Below are 16,911 nucleotides of genomic sequence, written 5' to 3' on the forward strand. Positions count from 1 at the left end.
TCTGATCACCGAAGACCACGATGAACCCGTCCCATGGTCATACAGGAGGAGAATTATGCATAGCGGTGTGTCATTATCCCTGGAGGAAGCCCGGCGGTTTCTCCTCCTTCGTCACGGTTTTTACGGCGCCAAGCGGTTTCATGGTAAAGCCGGAGTCCTTGATGTGGTGAGGAGTCTGGGGTGCATACAGCAGGATCCCCTGGATATCTGCGGTACTAACCCGGAACTGGTTCTCCAGTCCCGGGTGGAGGGTTTCGAAAAAACCATGCTCTGGGAACTTCTCTATGAGGAGCGGAGCCTCCTGGATCATTTTGACAAGAATCTGGCCATCTACCCCCGGGAGGACTGGCCGAAACTGGCGCGGCTTCGAGCCAGCCTCAATCAGCGGGAGGATACGCAAAGGCTTTTGGCGGAGCGGGGCGAAGAGTACCTCACCCGGGTGAAAGTCCTGGGCCAGGCTTCCAGTGCCCAAATGAACTGCAAAGAAACCGGTACGGGAGATTGGGGGAGACGGGCGCAGATTTCCACCATGGTCCTGGAGGCTCTCTATCATCAGGGAGACCTTCTTCTTCACCATAAGGATGGAAAGCGCAAGATCTACGCTTGTCCCGAGGATCTGCTCCCGGCAGAACTTCTTCGGAGGCCGGATCCCTTTCCCCAGGGGGAAGGGTATACGAAGTGGCGGGTGAAGCGGCGCATTGCCTCCGTGGGGCTTCTCTGGTGCAGACCTTCGGATGCCTTCCTCATGATCCGAAATCTCACGGGGACGGGGAGAAGGGAGGCTTTTCAGTCGCTTCTTCAGGAGGGCGACATCTGCGCGGTCTCCGTGGAAGGGGTGAAGGATCCCCTGTACCTTGTCCGGGAACATCTTCCTTTCTTGGAAGAAGCGAAGGCGGGAGTCTTGCGGCCTCAGCGCTGCGAGTTCCTCGCCCCTCTGGATAATCTCCTCTGGGACCGGAAGCTTATCGCCGCGCTTTTTGGCTTTGACTACAAGTGGGAAGTGTATACCCCATTGGCCCAGCGAAAGTACGGCCACTATGTCATCCCGGTGCTTTGGGGCACGACGTTTATGGGCCGTCTGGAAGCCGTGGTGGAGCGAAAGACTCAAACCCTTTGCCTCCGGAATCTCTGGCTGGAACCGGGTGTGGTCATGACCAAAGAGCTGGAGGAAAAGATGAGGGAAGCTGCTGAACGTTTCAGTCTCTTTAACGGGTGCACTGTCGTGGATGAGACAGGACTTCGTTCGCCAAAGGTCAGGGAGACATAATATCTGAAAAATATGCCTAGTCTGACCCATATACTTTGTCATTTTTTGCGAAAAAAACCGCCCAGGGCCTTACATTCCGGGGGTCAGGTGTGCTATAATCATAGAGCAGTCCAGTACTGCTGAGTATTTGGGATGATAACTCAGCTGGGAGAGTGTCACCTCGACAAGGTGGAAGTCGCAGGTTCGAGTCCTGTTCGTCCCACCATTGAACCTGAATCCGAAAGGATTCAGGTTTTTTGTTTTTAGCCACGTGGATTTTCTCCTCTTATTCCCGTATAGTTGGAGCTAGAGAGAAGGAGGCGATGAAGTTGAAAACCATCTGCACATTTAACTCCCCCTTAGGGCCGGTGAGCGTCGTGGAGTCGGAGGGCGCCCTGGTGGAAGTCCTGTTCGGCATCCCGGAAAAAAGCGAGGCAAAAACCGGGACCAGTCCTTTGCTTCAGGAAGCGGAAAAGCAGCTTCGGGAGTATTTTGACGGAGTTCGGACTCAGTTTGATCTGCCGCTACAACCTGAGGGTACAGAGTTTCAGAAAAAAGTCTGGCAGGCTCTCCTGAGCATCCCCTATGGGGAAACCCGAACCTACAAGGAAGTGGCGGAGCTGGTGGGTAATGTCAATGCCACCCGGGCCGTGGGGGGTGCAAATAACAAAAATCCTTTGGGCATCGTGGTTCCCTGCCACCGGGTCATTGGAGCCAACGGGAAAATGGTCGGGTATGCCGGAGGGGTGGAGTTTAAAGAATATCTACTTCAGCTGGAAAAGTCTCATAAAAAATAAAACGTAGAAACGGAAAATCCAAAGGGGTTTTCCGTTTTCATATCTGGAATTCCCGCTACTGCTCCTGGGGAAAATAAGGTAGAATAGAGAAAAGACTGGAAAGGATTTCAGAGAGGAAGGAGGAGAAGAGTCATGGAGAATCATCAGGCCGGGACAGCCTTGATCATGCCGCGGGATACCACGGCGGTGCTGGAGAGTTTTCTTCTCCGAAATTTAGGGCGAAAGCGAATTCTTTTCCTTCGCCATGGCGGAAATACGGAAGGAATCCGCGAGCAGCTCATGCTCCTGGGACAAAGCCGGGGCTTTGCCTATGTCTACGCTTCTGCAGAAGAGACCGACCTGAGGAAAGCTCTTCCTCCGCTTTTACGGGACAAGTTTCCCCAGCTGGTGGTTCTGGAGGGTATTCGAAAGTCCTCCGAGAGTTCTTCCTGGGAGAAAATTCACGGCCTATGCCGATGGATCCTGGAACTGGTCGAGGAGGAAGCAAAAGCGTTCCTCCACGGGGACACGACCCTGGTACTTCTGGCGGATGAGGACTTTCCCCTGACGGAATTCTCCCGACAGAGCCTCACCTGGGCCACGGAAGCCGCCCTTTTGGATCTTCGGGATTTCCAGCAGCGGGTGGAAGCCCGCCTGGCTGTATACCGGAAGAAAATTTTAGGCATTGATGCTCCTGGGAGTGCCGGTCAGCTTCCGGAAAAACACCAGCTTCGCAACTATTCCATGGAGGTTCGGGATGATCTGCAAAGCTCTCCATATCTGATGGATATTACCCAGGAAGAGCTATCCTCGCTGAAATCTCCCCGGGTCATGGCGGTGAACTTCTTCTATCCGCTTCTTCGGCGCCATGCCCTGGAGCGTTTCTTCCAAGCTTTGGGGGTATCTGCGGGGCTTTCGGAAAATCTGGAATCCCTGGAGCTGGACGGCGAATATGCCGGACAGCCGGTGGTAAAGATTCCCCTGGGCGACGGAAGCTGTGCCTGGATCTTTTGCCGCTACGCCGAAGAGGATTTTCTCCCTGGGGCCTTCCCGAATGAAAAGGTCTGGGAAACCCTTCGGGGCACCCTTCATTCCCAAGATCGGATTATCCTGCTTTACCCCCGGGGGAATACCGCGCTGCAGCAGGCTGCGAGACAGGCAGAGGTCAGCATGGGGAAAGATTCGCCCATGATTCTGGCCATGAGCTGGGAAGAGCTCATCCTCCGAATGCTGAGCCTGAAACGGGATAATCGTCTGGCATATTACTACAAAGAATGGTTTTCCATCAAATATCTTCGCTACTAAGCTCATCGAGGAGGAAAAGAACATGGAAATAAAGAAGAAGGATGTGGAACAGATCCGGACCTGGATCTACCGGAATGCCCGGCCCTTGACCATGGCCCGCTGGAAGGTTCATTTCGAGGGAGGAAGCCGGGAGGAAGTGGTAAAGATTCTGGGGTATTACCAGAATCCCGATGGGGGATTTGCCCATGCCTTGGAAGCGGACTCCTGGAGTCCTTATTCCACGCCCATCCAGACCAACCATGCGGTGGAAATCCTCCGGGAGATTCACTTCATGGATAAGGACCATCCCCTGATCAAAGACATTCTCCGGTATCTGGGAAGCAAAAGCGCCTTCCGGGACAACCGATGGCTCTTTGCCGTACCTTACGGCAACGGGTATCCCCAGGCGCCCTGGTGGAATGCTCCCGAGGAAGGTGTGCCTTCCCGGTTCAACCCCACCGCATCCCTGGTGCGGTTCATTCTGGATGCCGGGGACTATGACAGCGAGCTCTATCTCCTGGCCCTGAATCTGCTGGAAGAGATCAAGAAAGAGTTTTTCCAGAATCCCGCCCTCTCCATGCATGACCTCATCAGTCTGGAAACCCTTCGGGAGTACCTGGATGAAGAGTTTCTCAATGAAGCCGTGGATCGGGTCATTGAAAAGGACCCGGAAAAATGGTCCGAGTATGTGGCCAGGCCCTCCCATTTCATTACCTCCCCCCTTCATCCCTTCTATATGGAGCACAAGGAACTGGTGGGACTGGATCTGGATCAGGTCATCACCAGCCGCAATGAAGAAGGCATCTGGGACATCAACTGGTCCTGGGGGGATTATCCGGAAGCCTTTGCCCTGTCCAGAAACTGGTGGAAGGGTGAACTGGCTATGCGCAATCTGCGCTATCTGCAGCACTTTGGTCGCGTGCGAGAGTAGGAAAGTATTTTTGACCGGAACTCGTTTCCTGCCCTATAATGGGAAAAGATGAAAAGCGAGAAAGGAAACGGATCATGACACTGATGAACTTATTTGACCACTGCACCCTTTGCCCCCGGGAATGCGGGGTAAATCGCAATAAAGGGCAGCGAGGGTACTGTCGAACCGGAGCAGAGCTTCTGGTGGCCCGGGCAGCCCTCCATATGTGGGAAGAACCCTGCCTTAGCGGCAAGAGAGGGTCCGGCACCGTGTTTTTTGCCGGCTGCGCCATGGGCTGTGTTTTCTGTCAGAATCATGACATTGCCCGGGGAGAGCGGGGGAAAATTATCTCCGTGGAGCGTCTGGCCGCCATTTTTATGGAGCTCCAGGAAAAGGGTGCCCATAACATCAATCTGGTGACCCCCAGCCATTATGTGCCCCCCATTGCTTTAGCCCTTCGGCTGGCCAAGGCCCAAGGGCTCAATATTCCGGTGGTCTTTAACAGCAGCGGCTATGAGAAAAGGGAAACCCTGGCTCTCCTGGAAGGCCTGGTGGATATTTACCTCCCGGACTTCAAGTATTGGGATCCAGCCATCGCCCGGCGTTATTCCCAGGCTCCGGACTATGCGGCAGTGGCCAAGGAGGCCCTGGCGGAAATGCTTCGTCAGACCGGTACGCCACAGTACGATGAGGAGGGAATGCTCCTTCGAGGGACCATCGTCCGCCACCTCAGCCTTCCCGGTTCTTTGGGAGACTCCAAGGATATTCTGGAGTATCTGAAGGATACTTATGGCGGGAAAATCACCATCAGCATCATGAACCAGTATACGCCCATGCCCGCCATGGCGAACTTTCCGGAGATTAACCGAAAAGTAACCCCGGAGGAATACGAGGAACTGGTGGGTTATGCCCAGCTTCTGGGACTGAAGAATGCCTTCGTTCAGGAAGAAGGGACCCAAAGCGACAGCTTCATCCCGCCCTTTGACCTGGAAGGGGTGTAGCGGATTTTAGGAGGTAGGACATGAATCTTTTGGAAAAACTCCAGGGAAAAGGGAAGAGCCGGCTCCTTTTGTGGGGAGCTCCCGAAGCGTTTGCACCTTTGCAGAAAGACCTGGAAGAAAGTCTTCCGGTGCTACCTTGGAAAGCAGGGGCAACTTCGGACTTTCTCCTGGTTTTCTGCATCAATCAGGCCGCGCTGGAAAAAGCTCTTTCGGAAGTGGGGGATATCCTTCAGGAGGATACGCTGCTCTGGATGGCTTATCCGAAAAAATCCTCAAAAGCCTACAAGTCAGACCTTAATCGGGACGCTGGCTGGGGGCCCTTAGGCCAGCGGGGTTATGAACCCGTGAGACAGATCGCTCTGGATGAAGACTGGTCTGCCCTGCGGTTTAAACCAGCAGGCTCCATTACCCGGCTCAGCCGCAGTGCAGAAATGCTGCTCTCTGATGAAGGTAAAACCCATCGAACGCGCAAATAGAGAGATCCTCCCCGGTGCCAGAAAATCTGGACTCCAGGGAGGATCTGTTTTTTACCTTTACGCATGGTCGTGGGGAGTCATCTGGAGAGGGATGGGATGGTTCGTCTAGAGGATTTACTTCCTTTAGGGAGCAGGCTTGATGACTTTGTCGACGTCTGTCACCACTTCGATGGTGGAATGACTTACCCGGAGCTCATGGCCCAGTTTTCGGATCTTGTCCTTCAACTCTTCGATGTCCTGAGGTTCGGCCAGGGTGGTGAAGACTGTCGCGGTCATGGCGTTTTCTTCTCCATCGATGGACCAGACATGGAGATGGCCCAGGGCATGCACCTGAGGGATGGCGAGAATATCCGCCTCCACCCGGGACAAGTCCACCTCTTTCGGCACGCCCTCCAGGAAAATATGCAATGTGGAGACGAAAAGGGGAAGGGTCCGGATCATGATGAAAAGAGACAGAGCCACGGACAGGAGGGGGTCCAGAATCATCCAACCCGTGAATCGGACGAGGATGCTGACCAGGAGGACGCCCACCCAGCCCAGGACATCTTCCAGCATGTGGAGATTCAGCACTCGCTCATTCATGGAGGTTCCCTTGCTGAGTCTCCAGGTGGCATAACCGTTGAGGGCGATGGCAGCCAGGGCCAGGAGAAACATTCCCTGGGCATCCACGGGTTCTGGCTGGAACAGCCGGGGGATGCTGCGGGTCAGAAGAAGGCCTGAACCCAGAAGGAGGATCACAGCGGTGATTAGGGCCCCCAGGAGGGAAAAGCGTTCATAGCCAAAACTGTAGCGGCTGGAGGCTTCCTTCTGGGAGACTTTCTGGAAATACCAGGAAAGACCCACGGAGAGGGAGTCGCCGAAATCATGGACCGCATCGGATAAAATGGCCATGCTGTTGAAGAGCAGCCCAAAGATCACCTCAACGAGTGAGAAAAGAAGATTGAGGAAAAAGACTACACTGATATTGCGCATGGCCTGGTCGCCATGGGAATGTCCGCTGTGGGGAGGGTGGGAGAACGTTGGTTTTGATTTCAGCTGAAAGGCAGTGACGGATTCCTGAATCAGGATCTTCCGCACTTTTTCCCGATCCAGGCCGTCGGGAAGATACAGCACTCCGCCGTCATAGTCCACGACCACTTCCTCGCCGTGTTCCAAAGCCCGGAGCTTCGCCTCCAGCCTCTCTCCGCAGTTTTCGCAGTGGATTCCCTGAAACTGATATTGTCGCATGGGGTTACCTCCTTAAGGTCAGATTTCCCGGACGTGTTCCAGGAGCTGGGTGAGAATCCGCTGAACATGTTCATCCGTAAGACTGTATACCCGGGACTTACCCGCCACTTGGGATTTAATCAGACGAGCTTCCTTGAGGACCCGAAGCTGATGGGAAAGGGCGGACTGCTCCATGGCCAGTGCCTGAGCCAGCTCCCCCACATTCCGGGGCTGCTGGTGCAGACAATAGAGGATCTCCAGCCGCGTGTCATCGCCGAGGGCTTTAAGAAGTTTCGCCGCATGGGCGATACGGGTTTTCGAAGGGGGGAGAGTCATCATGGCCACATGCCTCCAAATCTTGAATTTTGTTCATATGAATATTATATCATGCTTGAATTTGAATGAACATCATCAAATGTGATAATTTTATGACCGCCCTATGAATATATGGTGAATTTGCTTTGGTTTTGTCCATATATTTTTTCAGAATATGAATCTTTGAGTCCCTTGGTTGACAACGTTTCCACAATTGATTAGAATGTAGCTGTGACATACTATTCGATATAGTTGTCAAATCGTCCAACGCGCAAATTCAATCATGGGGGAAAAACTCTAGAGAGGGCTTGCGTAAGGATAGAAAGCGAGGGGAAACTATGAAAAAAAACCGCAGACTCATGATTCTGTCATCGTTGCTTGCCGGGCTTATGTTGCTCTCCATCGGATGCTCCGCGAAACCCGCAGGAGACGGAAAAGTTGATATCGGTATTGTTTTGCCCACCAAGGACGAACCCCGCTGGGTTCAGGATGAAGCCCGCTTCAAAGAAGCACTGGCAGGCACGGATTACTCCGTGGAAATTCTTTTCAGCCAGGGAACATCTGCTAAGGAAAAAGAAAATGTTGAGTCCTTGCTGACCAAGGGCATTAAAGTGCTCATCATCTGTCCTCAGGATGGCGATGCTGCCGCTGCAGCCGCAGAAGCTGCTGCAAAAGAAGGCGTGAAGGTCATTTCCTATGACCGTCTGATCACGGGAACAAGTGCCGTTGACTACTATGTAACTTTTGACTCCGTGGCCGTGGGCGCAGCCCAGGGACAGTACCTCATCGACAAGGCTTCAGGAAAAGGCAATCCCCTTTATCTGTATGCCGGAGCTGCTTCCGACAATAACGCATTCCTGTTCTTTGAAGGCGCATGGAGCGTTCTTCAGCCCAAAGTGGCTGATGGCACCTTCGTCATCAAGAACTCCCCTGAAGCTGTAGCTCTTCAGGCTAAGGCTAAGCTCACCCGTGACGAAATGTCCAAGATCATCGGACAGATCACCACTAACTGGGATTTTGCCGAAGCCAAGAACAAGGCTGAATCTCACCTCACCGCAGCTGCCAAGGCTGACAAAGGTGACGTATTCATCCTGGCACCCAATGACGGAACAGCCCGTTCCATCGCTGACGTATTTGCTTCCGACAGTGATGTGACCAGCTATGTGGTTACCGGACAGGATGCCGAAAAAGCTTCCGTTCAGTACATCATCGATGGAAAGCAGTCCATGACCGTATTTAAGGATGTTCGTACCCTGGTGAAGGATTCCATCGCCATGGCCGTTTCCATCCTGAAGAACGAAAAGCCCGCCACCACCGGATCCTACAACAACAAGAAGATTGATGTTCCGGCTAAGCAGACGGAAGTTATCACCGTGGATCAGGCCAATGTGAAGGCTGCGCTCATCGATTCCAAGTACTATTCCGCATCGGACTTCACTGGACTTAAATAACCGGAGTTGAAATCCGTGTCTTATCAAATAGTGAAAGCCCTCGGGCTTTCACTATTTGTGATATGACGGGAAAGCGCAACAATCCGGGCACCGCCCCATCAAACACGACGCGACAATGAGAAAGGGATGATTTGCATGGAGAAAGCCCTGAAGACTGATTACATTCTGGAGATGCGAAACATCACCAAGGAATTCCCCGGGGTAAAAGCCCTGGATGATGTGAATTTCCAGGTCAAAAAAGGTGAAATACACTGCCTGGTGGGGGAGAACGGAGCGGGAAAATCCACCCTCATGAAGGTGCTTTCGGGCGTGTATCCCACGGGACACTACGAAGGCGATATCCTGATCAACGGCGAAATTCAGCGTTTCCATGGCATTCGGGACAGTGAGCGCAGCGGCATCGCCGTCATTTACCAGGAGTTGGCACTGATTCCTGAGCTGTCCATTTACGAAAATATTTATCTGGGTCATGAACTGAAAAAAGGCCGGGTCATCGATTGGAACGAAACCATCCGGCAGTCCCAGGAAATGCTCAAAAAAGTTCGACTCAACGTGAATCCGGAAACGAAAATAAAGGACTTGGGTGTCGGGAAGCAGCAGCTCATCGAAATTGCCAAGGCCTTCAGCAAAAATGCCAATCTCATCATTTTGGACGAACCTACGGCAGCCCTGAATGATCTCGATTCAGAAAATCTGCTGAACCTTCTTCTTGAACTCAAAGCGGAAGGGGTAACCTCCATCATGATTTCCCACAAGCTCAAGGAAGTCATCAAGGTTGCCGATACGGTGACAGTCCTTCGGGACGGCAAGACCATCTGCTCCCTTACTGCAGAAAAAGGTGAAATCACGGAGCCTGTGCTCATCCGAAACATGGTAGGCCGGGCCATTGATGATATTTTTCCCAAGCGGGAAAAGAAAGAGTTTGGGGACAAGGTTCTGGAAGTTCAAAATCTCAGTGCAGTGGACCCAGCCTCGGGCAAACACCTCCTGAAGAATGTGAACATCCATGCCCGCAAGGGCGAAGTGGTGGGGATCGCCGGACTTATTGGCGCAGGTCGGACGGAACTGGCGACCAGCATCTTCGGGAATCCTCGGGGATACCGCCTGGAGGGTCAGATTATGCTCGATGGCCAATTGGTTCGTTTCCATCACCCCAAGGATGCCATTAAAGCCGGCATCGCCTATGTCACGGAGGATCGGAAAGGCGATGGATTGATCCTTCTTCAGGATATCAAGAGCAATATCTCCTTGGCGAATCTGAAGGAACTTGCTGCTGGCGGAGTGATCAACAAGAATGAGGAGATTCATGTGGGTGAACATTACCGGGGTTCCCTCAACATCAAAACCCCTTCGGTGGAACAGCTGGCAGTGAATCTCAGCGGAGGAAATCAGCAAAAGGTTTCCCTGGGGAAATGGCTATATACCAAACCCCGGGTGCTGATCCTGGATGAACCGACCCGCGGCATTGACGTGGGGGCGAAATTTGAGATCTACACCATCATCAACGACCTCATCGCCCAGGGTATGAGCATCATCATGATCTCTTCGGAACTGCCGGAAATTCTCGGCATGAGCGACCGCATCTATGTGGTGGCGGAAGGAAGGGTCACCGGAGAGGTGGACGTGAAGGATGCCACCCAGGACAAAATCATGGAACTGGCTACGCAGTAACCGGGCATAAAGGAGGAAAAGTATATGGAACTCTTCAAGGATCTCAAAACCATGCTTAAGAAGAATATCCGGGAATACGGCATGTTCATCGCACTTTTTGCCATCATGCTGGTATTTTCCTACTTGAGCGACGGGGTGTTCATGTCTCCCCGTAACATCAGCAACCTCATCAACTCCATGGGCTATATTGCGGTGCTGGCCGTGGGCATGACCCTGATCCTCATCATTAAGCACATCGACCTGTCGGTGGGTTATGTGGCAGGATTCCTCGGCGCTGTGGCTGCCATGCTCATGACAGCCTACAAAATGCCCGTCTATGCCGTCATCCCCATCATTCTCGTCCTGGGTATGCTCATTGGGCTGTTTAACGGCTTCATGGTGGCCCAACTGAAAATTCCGGCCTTCGTGGTTTCTTTGGCGGGCATGCTGATCTTCCGCGGTGCCCTTCTTCAGGTGACAGTGAAGACCGGTACCATCATCGTCCCCGACGATGCCTTCAACGCCATCGGCATTGGGTACATCCCCGACATCAAGCTCATTCCGGGGTATCATACGATCACCCTGATCCTGGGCGCTCTGGCCATTGGGCTCTTTATCTATTTCCAGTTCCAAAATCGCCGAAACAAGAAGAAGTACAACTTTGAAGTGGTCCCCATCAAAATCTTCTACATCAAACTGGTCTTCATCTCCCTGCTCATTGCCTATGTGACCTGGATTCTGTCGGACTACAATGGACTGTCCTGGACCGTGGTCATCGTGCTCATCGTCGTGGGCCTTTATAACTTCATCCAGACGAAAACTGTCCTGGGCCGTCATATTTATGCCGTGGGCGGCAATGGAGAAGCGGCAACCTTAAGCGGAATTGACGTGAAAAAGGTCACCCTCTTTGTCTTTGCTTCCATGAGTACACTGGCAGCGCTTTCCGGAATTCTCTTCACGGCCCGTCTCCAATCGGCGACGGTTTCTGCCGGCACCGGATTTGAACTGGATGCCATCGCCTCCGCCTATGTGGGGGGCGTATCGGCAGCCGGCGGTGTGGGCCGCGTGACCGGATCCATCATTGGTGCCCTGGTCATGGCATCCTTGACCAGTGGCATGAACCTCCTCAACGTGGGGGTATCCTACCAGTACATCATCCGCGGAGCGATTTTGATCTTGGCTGTCGTCTTTGACGTTCAGACCCGAAACAAGAAATAACTGCACGAAGAAAAAAGACGGGATCGAAGTTTTAGTCTTCGATCTCGTCTTTTTCGTCGCTTTCCAGAAGTCTCTGGAGCATTTTCTCGGCAGGATCCACCAAGGGGAGAGGGCTGATCAAGGAGAGGGCTCCGTGGAGATAGGAGAAATGGGTACAGCCCAGGATCACCGCCTCACATCCGTTTTCCCGGTAGAAGTGGAGGAGCGGAAGCAGGGAAGCTTCCCGGATAATCTCTTCCGGCGCTTTCTTTTTTTCGATGGCGTTGACCAGTTTCAGCATCCCCGTGCCAATGACCTGGGTATGGGGGCTGTGGGTCTGGATGGCCCGTTCGATGCCGTGGGTGCTCTGATTGTTCGCGGCCAGAACGCCCAGACAGGAGAATATTTTGCCCATGTCAATATAGACATGAAGCGGGGTCACCACAAAGATCTGGTGCTTTTTCCCCAGGATATCCATATCCACAGCAGCGGAGATGGAGTTGCAGTAAACAAAGACCGCGTGGGCGCCATCGCTCTTCATGGTGCCCAGAAGAGTGTCCACCTCCTGGGTGAGGCGCTCCGGATATACCACCTGGAGGAGACTCTGCTCCTCAGGGGTGCGGGAAACGGCATACCCCTTCGCCGCATATCCTTTCCCTTGAATAAAATCTACACCCATGGCGGTGTCAATGGGTGTGCCTGCCAGTACTGCAATCATGGGAGTCCTCCTCTTTTGTACAATGATTATTCCTTATCTTACCGCAAATTTCCATCTCTGAAAACGGAAGAGCAAGGTTTTTCTCTGCCTTTTTCACAGCGGAAAGTTTTTGGCAAGGGAAAGGGAATAAGGTATGATAAAGAAAAGGGAAGAAAGGAGGGAGACGGGATGAACAATCAGCTATGGACAGAGTTTCTGGAGATGGCCGAGCCCACGCTCACCCATGAGGCCGTGCAGCAGATGAAAAACTACATCCAGCATGGGCGGGTCACCACCTATGAACACTGTGTCCAGGTGGCGTTCCTGAGTTTTACCTTCGCCCGGAGGCTGAGGCTTCGCATCGATGAAGTAAGTCTCGTTCGCGGTGCACTCCTCCATGACTTCTATCTCTATGACTGGCATGTGCCGGATCTCCAGCGAAAAAGATTCCATGGCTTTCACCATGCCAAGACAGCGCTGAAAAATGCGGAGCGCCATTTTGCCCTTAGCCCCGTGGAACGGGATATCATCAAGAAACACATGTGGCCCATGAACTTGCCTTTGCCCCGCTACCGGGAGAGCGTTCTGGTTTTGGTGGCGGATAAAACCGTGAGCCTCCTGGAGACCTTTGGATGGAAAAGCCCAACCTTTAAGTTCCCGGATGATCAAAAAGGAGAAATCTGACTTTGGATAGAAACGCAATACTCGATTTTCAAGACCATCTCTTGCAGTGGTTCTGGGCAAACCGGCGAACCATGCCCTGGCGGGAAGTGCCCAGTCCTTACCGCATCTGGATCTCCGAGGTCATGCTCCAGCAGACCCGGGTGGAGACGGTGATCCCCTATTTTCAGCGATTCCTCGCAAAATACCCCACGGTGGCGGACCTGGCCCAAAGTGATGAAGAAGAGCTCTTAAAGCAGTGGGAAGGTCTGGGGTACTACTCCAGGGCCCGGAATCTTCGCCATGCTGCCCAAGAAATCCTGGAAAGATTTCAGGGGGAAGTTCCCCAGACCTTTGAGGAACTGCGCACGTTAAAGGGCATCGGGGAATACACGGCAGGCGCCGTGGCCTCCATGGCCTTTGGCCAGCGGGTTCCCGCCGTGGACGGCAATGTCTACCGGGTCATGGCCAGGGTTACGGGATGCCGGGAGGATATCGCCCAGGGAAAAACCCAGAAACTGCTGAAGGCAGAGACCCTCAATGTTCTTCCGGATCACCATGTGGGGGATTTCAACCAGGCCCTCATGGAACTGGGAGCCACCGTCTGTATTCCCAAAGGAGTCCCCAAGTGCGGCCAGTGTCCTGTAAAGGACCACTGCGAGGCTTTCCGGGAAACGCTCCAGGAGGAGATTCCGGTGAAGGGGAAGGCCAAGGAGCGCCGCCAGGAAGAGCGCACGGTCCTCATCCTGGAGCAGGCGGGGCGCTATGCCGTGAGACGGCGGGAAGAGCCGGGGATTCTCCATGGCCTCTATGAACTGCCCAATGTCAGCGGATACTATAGTAAAGAGGAGATCCAGGCCATGCTGGCGGAAAAGGGAATGACCGCCTTGGCCATGACCGCCCTGCCGGAACAGAAAATTGTCTTTTCTCATCTGGAGTGGCATTTGGAAGGGTATCAGGTGAAACTGAAGGAAGAGGGGGGCGGTTACCGCTTTGCATCGCTTCAGGAAATCCGGGAGAGTTTTTCCGTGGCATCGGCATTCCAGGGTTACCTGACCCTCTTGGAAAATGAAGAAAACGCGCTAAAGGCAGAAGGAGGAGAAACATGCCGCTGAACATCATTCAAGGAGACATCACCACCTTAAAGGTGGATGCCATTGTCAATGCCGCCAATGAGGATTTGGCCATGGGGGGAGGCGTTTGCGGAGCGATCTTCGCTGCAGCAGGAAAGGAGGAGCTGAAGACTGCCTGTGCGGGACTTGGTCCCTGCAAAGTGGGGCATGCCGTGATGACCCCGGGCTTTAAGCTTCCGGCAAAGCATGTCATCCATGCTGTGGGACCCATCTGGCGGGGCGGTAAGCATCAGGAGGAGGAGCTTCTTCGTCAGGCATACCTGTCATCCCTGCAGCTGGCGGAAGGGGCAGGGCTCGCTTCTTTGGCTTTCCCCCTGATTTCCTCGGGGATCTATGGCTATCCCAAGGATGAGGCCCTTTTGGTGGCCGTCACCGCCATTGGGGACTTCCTGAAGGAATCGGAGATGCAGGTGACCCTGGTCATCTATGACCGGAAGTCCTTCTCCCTGGAACCCACCATGGTCTACACCCTGCAGACGTATCTGAAGAAACACTTCACCGAAGACAGCGATGTTCCGCTTTATGCCCAGCTGGAATCCTACCGGCTGCGCCAGTCCGTGGCGGCAGAGTCCTTAGTTCTGCCCTTGGAAGATCGTCTGCACCAGCTGGAAGAAACCTTTTCCCAGACGCTGCTCCGGCTCATTGATGAGAAGGGGCTCAGCGACACGACGGCCTACAAACGGGCGAACATCGACCGAAAGCTGTTTTCCAAGATCCGGTCCGATATCCACTACAAACCTAAGAAGTCCACGGCGCTGGCCTTCGCCATTGCCTTGGGGCTGGATCCGGAGGAAGCGGACGATTTCCTCATGACGGCTGGCTATCGCCTTTCCCCATCCAGCAAATCCGATGTGCTCATCCGGTTCTTTCTGGAACAGGGAAATCCGGACATCCATGCCATCAATGAAGCCCTCTTTTACTACCATCTCCCTCTTTTGGGAGCCTGACGGCCATGGGCCGTCTTTTCTTTTGGTGAAAATTCCCGGAGAAGATGCCCTAATTATTGTGGAATCAAAAATGATGAGAAAAACCATCCGGGGCAATCTTCGTTATAATATTCTAAATCTTCCGTTTTGATGTTAAGATAGGGACAAGAAATGCAAGGAGGGAAACGCATGGAAAACACAAAAACTGTACTGACCGGAAATCAGGCCGTGGCCCGGGGGTTTTACGAAGCGGGAGGGCTATTGGCCTCCAGTTATCCCGGATCCCCCACGGTGGAGCTTTTGGAATCGGTGAAAGAATATCCGGAAATTTACGCGGAATTTTCCGTGAATGAAAAAGTTGCCCTGGAGACCGCCATTGGCGCATCCTTCTATGGCGCCCGGGCCATGGTCTCCATGAAACATGTGGGGGTCAATGTGGCCATGGATCCCCTCATGACCTTCACCCAGACCCCCATGAACGGGGGATTTCTTCTGGTGACCGGCGATGATCCCGGCATGGCCAGCTCCCAGAACGAGCAGGATAACCGGATCCTGGGTAAATTTGCCCACATGGGCATTCTCTATCCCGGAAGCAGCGAGGAAGCCAAGGAGTACACCCGCCTGGCCTTTGACCTCTCGGAAGCCTTCGAAACGCCTATGATGCTGGACATTACCTCCCGGATTTGCCATGGCCGAGGGATTGTGGTAGAGAAAGCTCGGGAAGAACATCGGCCCAAGGGCTTTACCCCGGACAACACCAAGTACACCATGCTACCGCCCTATACCCATGCAAGGCAGCATGCCATGAAGAAACGGATCCAGGATTTGGAAGAGTATGCCTATGACGCCCCCATGAATCTGCTTAAGGAAGTTCCCGGTGCCCGGGTGCTTCTGGTGGCCACGGGCCTGGCCTATCATAATCTTCAGGAGCTGTCACTGCCCTACAGCATTTACCGTCCGGGTCTTGTTTACCCCTTGAGCAAACGGCGCATGATGGAGCTGAAGGAGTCCTATGACCGGATCCTCGTGGTGGAAGAGATGCAGCCCTTCCTGGAAAATGAGCTGAAGCTCATGGGGGTGGACTGCGAAGGGAAGGAGTGGTTTTCCTTCACAGGAGAACTCCATACGGAAGTCATCGCCAAGGGGCTTCGGGAAGCTGGACTCCTGACTTCACCCGATCTTCCGGAAATGGAGAGGGAACCTGTGGTTTCCCGACCGCCCATGTTCTGTGCAGGATGCCCCCATCGCCCGGTGTTCGACATTCTGAAAAAGATGAAAGTCACGGTCATGGGGGATATCGGCTGCTACTCCATGGCGGTGCTCCCCGCCTTTGAGGCGGCCCATACCATGATCAGCATGGGGGCAACTTTAGGGATCACCAAGGGGATGATGAAGGCCATGCGGCTATCCGGAGACGAGAAACCGCTGGTGTCCGTCATCGGCGATGGAACCTTCTTCCATTCGGGGATGACGGGGTTTGCCAATCTTCTCCATCAGACGGATCCCCGGGACAATATGACCTTCATCATTCTGGAAAACGGCACCACAGCCATGACCGGAGGCCAAAGCAACGGTTCTTCCGGAAAGTATGATGTTCACGATGATATGCACATGGACATCAAAGCGCTCCTCAACACCATGGGGATCGACAATGTCCAGTATGCGGATCAGTTCGACTACAACCGCTTCCGGGACATCCTCAAGGAAGAGGTGGCAAAACCAGGCATTTCCGTCATCATTGCCACCCGGCCCTGTGCCCTGAAGTTCAAAATCAAGGAACCGAATTTCTATGTGGACCCGAAAATCTGCATCGGATGCCGAACCTGTGTCAAAACCAACTGTCCGCCCATCCGGATGAAGCAGTATCCCGGCATCGATAAACTGAAATCATCCATTGATCCGGACATGTGCGTCGGCTGCAGCGTCTGTGCCCAGGTTTGTCCGGTGAATGCGATCAAACGCACCCAACGGGGAGGAGAGTAG

General features: G+C 53.5%; 16 protein-coding genes and 1 tRNA gene. 14 read left to right on the top strand and 3 right to left on the bottom strand.

From position 1 onward, the window contains the following. Positions 1-55 precede the first annotated feature (55 nt). The 7 genes from KCG48_RS02530 to KCG48_RS02560 all read left to right on the top strand — a co-directional run bounded on the left by KCG48_RS02530 (position 56) and on the right by KCG48_RS02560 (position 5,693). Positions 56-1,267, top strand: a complete 1,212-nt coding sequence (locus KCG48_RS02530; protein WP_211799720.1) for a DNA glycosylase AlkZ-like family protein — start codon at positions 56-58, stop codon at positions 1,265-1,267. A gap of 129 nt (positions 1,268-1,396) precedes the next feature. Continuing rightward, positions 1,397-1,472: transfer RNA gene (locus KCG48_RS02535), tRNA-Val, on the top strand. A 103-nt stretch (positions 1,473-1,575) separates the two neighbouring features. Next, positions 1,576-2,043, top strand: a complete 468-nt coding sequence (locus KCG48_RS02540; protein WP_230976965.1) for a methylated-DNA--[protein]-cysteine S-methyltransferase — start codon at positions 1,576-1,578, stop codon at positions 2,041-2,043. Between the two features lie 132 nt (positions 2,044-2,175). Then, the gene (locus tag KCG48_RS02545; protein WP_211799722.1) at positions 2,176-3,327 is read left to right on the top strand and encodes a hypothetical protein; all 1,152 of its coding nucleotides are present in this window, start codon (positions 2,176-2,178) and stop codon (positions 3,325-3,327) included. Between the two features lie 22 nt (positions 3,328-3,349). Continuing rightward, positions 3,350-4,237, top strand: a complete 888-nt coding sequence (locus KCG48_RS02550) for a hypothetical protein (protein ID WP_211799723.1) — start codon at positions 3,350-3,352, stop codon at positions 4,235-4,237. Positions 4,238-4,311: 74 nt separating this feature from the next. Next, the gene (locus tag KCG48_RS02555; protein WP_211799724.1) at positions 4,312-5,217 is read left to right on the top strand and encodes a radical SAM protein; all 906 of its coding nucleotides are present in this window, start codon (positions 4,312-4,314) and stop codon (positions 5,215-5,217) included. A gap of 20 nt (positions 5,218-5,237) precedes the next feature. Beyond that, on the top strand, positions 5,238-5,693 hold the full coding sequence (locus KCG48_RS02560) for a hypothetical protein (protein WP_211799725.1): 456 nt from the start codon (positions 5,238-5,240) through the stop codon (positions 5,691-5,693). 123 nt (positions 5,694-5,816) lie between these two features. Here KCG48_RS02560 and KCG48_RS02565 read toward each other — a convergent pair whose 3' ends face one another. Beyond that, positions 5,817-6,920 carry a cation diffusion facilitator family transporter gene (locus tag KCG48_RS02565; protein ID WP_211799726.1) on the bottom strand — a complete coding sequence of 368 codons (1,104 nt, stop codon included), beginning with the start codon at positions 6,918-6,920 and terminating at the stop codon, positions 5,817-5,819. Between the two features lie 18 nt (positions 6,921-6,938). Next, on the bottom strand, positions 6,939-7,238 hold the full coding sequence (locus tag KCG48_RS02570; RefSeq protein ID WP_211799727.1) for an ArsR/SmtB family transcription factor: 300 nt from the start codon (positions 7,236-7,238) through the stop codon (positions 6,939-6,941). A 314-nt stretch (positions 7,239-7,552) separates the two neighbouring features. On the opposite strand from KCG48_RS02570, the gene KCG48_RS02575 reads away from it, so the two are divergent. From KCG48_RS02575 to KCG48_RS02585, 3 genes are all read left to right on the top strand, one after another. Next, complete coding sequence (locus KCG48_RS02575) at positions 7,553-8,665, top strand: sugar ABC transporter substrate-binding protein (RefSeq protein ID WP_211799728.1); 1,113 nt, start codon at positions 7,553-7,555, stop codon at positions 8,663-8,665. Between the two features lie 135 nt (positions 8,666-8,800). Continuing rightward, positions 8,801-10,336: a sugar ABC transporter ATP-binding protein gene (locus KCG48_RS02580; RefSeq protein ID WP_211799729.1), complete on the top strand. Its 1,536-nt coding sequence runs from the start codon at positions 8,801-8,803 to the stop codon at positions 10,334-10,336. A 24-nt stretch (positions 10,337-10,360) separates the two neighbouring features. Then, positions 10,361-11,533: a sugar ABC transporter permease gene (locus KCG48_RS02585; RefSeq protein WP_211799730.1), complete on the top strand. Its 1,173-nt coding sequence runs from the start codon at positions 10,361-10,363 to the stop codon at positions 11,531-11,533. A gap of 31 nt (positions 11,534-11,564) precedes the next feature. Here the strand turns inward: KCG48_RS02585 and KCG48_RS02590 are convergent, their stop codons facing one another. Beyond that, positions 11,565-12,230: an aspartate/glutamate racemase family protein gene (locus KCG48_RS02590; protein ID WP_211799731.1), complete on the bottom strand. Its 666-nt coding sequence runs from the start codon at positions 12,228-12,230 to the stop codon at positions 11,565-11,567. A 168-nt stretch (positions 12,231-12,398) separates the two neighbouring features. Between KCG48_RS02590 and KCG48_RS02595 the strand changes: the two genes are divergently transcribed. The 4 genes from KCG48_RS02595 to KCG48_RS02610 all read left to right on the top strand — a co-directional run bounded on the left by KCG48_RS02595 (position 12,399) and on the right by KCG48_RS02610 (position 16,911). Beyond that, positions 12,399-12,893, top strand: coding sequence for an HD domain-containing protein (locus tag KCG48_RS02595; protein WP_211799732.1), 495 nt, complete (start codon positions 12,399-12,401; stop codon positions 12,891-12,893). A 2-nt stretch (positions 12,894-12,895) separates the two neighbouring features. Beyond that, positions 12,896-13,984: an A/G-specific adenine glycosylase gene (gene mutY, locus KCG48_RS02600; protein ID WP_211799733.1), complete on the top strand. Its 1,089-nt coding sequence runs from the start codon at positions 12,896-12,898 to the stop codon at positions 13,982-13,984. After that, positions 13,975-14,949: a macro domain-containing protein gene (locus KCG48_RS02605; protein ID WP_211799734.1), complete on the top strand. Its 975-nt coding sequence runs from the start codon at positions 13,975-13,977 to the stop codon at positions 14,947-14,949. The genes mutY and KCG48_RS02605 overlap by 10 nt, the downstream gene beginning before the upstream one ends. 168 nt (positions 14,950-15,117) lie before the next feature. Further along, complete coding sequence (locus KCG48_RS02610; protein WP_211799735.1) at positions 15,118-16,911, top strand: thiamine pyrophosphate-dependent enzyme; 1,794 nt, start codon at positions 15,118-15,120, stop codon at positions 16,909-16,911.

The organism is Proteiniclasticum sediminis (assembly GCF_018128025.1).
In the GTDB taxonomy this organism is placed as follows: Bacteria; Bacillota; Clostridia; order Clostridiales; family Clostridiaceae; genus Proteiniclasticum; species Proteiniclasticum sediminis.

Coding starts and splice junctions, on each gene's coding strand:
- KCG48_RS02550 (WP_211799723.1), top strand. CDS start 3,350: ATGGAAATAAAGAAGAAGGATGTGGAACAGATCCGGACCTGGATCTAC.
- KCG48_RS02610 (WP_211799735.1), top strand. CDS start 15,118: ATGGAAAACACAAAAACTGTACTGACCGGAAATCAGGCCGTGGCCCGG.
- KCG48_RS02565 (WP_211799726.1), bottom strand. CDS start 6,920: ATGCGACAATATCAGTTTCAGGGAATCCACTGCGAAAACTGCGGAGAG.
- KCG48_RS02575 (WP_211799728.1), top strand. CDS start 7,553: ATGAAAAAAAACCGCAGACTCATGATTCTGTCATCGTTGCTTGCCGGG.
- KCG48_RS02585 (WP_211799730.1), top strand. CDS start 10,361: ATGGAACTCTTCAAGGATCTCAAAACCATGCTTAAGAAGAATATCCGG.
- KCG48_RS02595 (WP_211799732.1), top strand. CDS start 12,399: ATGAACAATCAGCTATGGACAGAGTTTCTGGAGATGGCCGAGCCCACG.
- KCG48_RS02545 (WP_211799722.1), top strand. CDS start 2,176: ATGGAGAATCATCAGGCCGGGACAGCCTTGATCATGCCGCGGGATACC.
- KCG48_RS02570 (WP_211799727.1), bottom strand. CDS start 7,238: ATGATGACTCTCCCCCCTTCGAAAACCCGTATCGCCCATGCGGCGAAA.
- KCG48_RS02560 (WP_211799725.1), top strand. CDS start 5,238: ATGAATCTTTTGGAAAAACTCCAGGGAAAAGGGAAGAGCCGGCTCCTT.
- KCG48_RS02605 (WP_211799734.1), top strand. CDS start 13,975: ATGCCGCTGAACATCATTCAAGGAGACATCACCACCTTAAAGGTGGAT.
- KCG48_RS02590 (WP_211799731.1), bottom strand. CDS start 12,230: ATGATTGCAGTACTGGCAGGCACACCCATTGACACCGCCATGGGTGTA.
- KCG48_RS02555 (WP_211799724.1), top strand. CDS start 4,312: ATGACACTGATGAACTTATTTGACCACTGCACCCTTTGCCCCCGGGAA.
- KCG48_RS02530 (WP_211799720.1), top strand. CDS start 56: ATGCATAGCGGTGTGTCATTATCCCTGGAGGAAGCCCGGCGGTTTCTC.
- KCG48_RS02580 (WP_211799729.1), top strand. CDS start 8,801: ATGGAGAAAGCCCTGAAGACTGATTACATTCTGGAGATGCGAAACATC.